This window comes from Capnocytophaga canis (genome assembly GCF_000827555.1).
Classification (GTDB): Bacteria; Bacteroidota; Bacteroidia; order Flavobacteriales; family Flavobacteriaceae; genus Capnocytophaga; species Capnocytophaga canis.
The window spans coordinates 1-317 of record NZ_CDOI01000123.1 but is presented as its reverse complement, the minus strand read 5'-3'; the positions used below and the strand labels follow the sequence as shown (position 1 = coordinate 317).

The following is a 317-nucleotide window of genomic DNA, read 5'->3' as shown; positions in this document are numbered from 1 at the left end:
CCTACAAACGCCACTAACAAAACCGTAACGTGGACAAGTGGAAACACCTCCATTGCTACTGTTAGTTCCAGCGGAAAAGTAACGGGAGTAGCTTCTGGAACTGTTTATATTACAGCTACTACCGAAGATGGCGGGAAAACTGCTACTTGTAAAGTAAGCGTAACGACTCCTATAATTCAGGTAACAAGCATAAACATACAACCCGGAACCGCTACAGTAACTGTGGGTGGAGAACAACAGCTAACGGCTAATGTGTTACCTACAAACGCCACTAACAAAACCGTAACGTGGACAAGTGGAAACACCTCCATTGCTAC

General features: G+C 44.8%; 1 protein-coding gene. It reads left to right on the top strand.

Features of this window, described 5'->3' with window-relative positions:
- Positions 1-317 (top strand): Ig-like domain-containing protein (locus CCAND38_RS03430; RefSeq protein ID WP_042343892.1); only part of this gene is annotated, 317 nt, incomplete at both ends.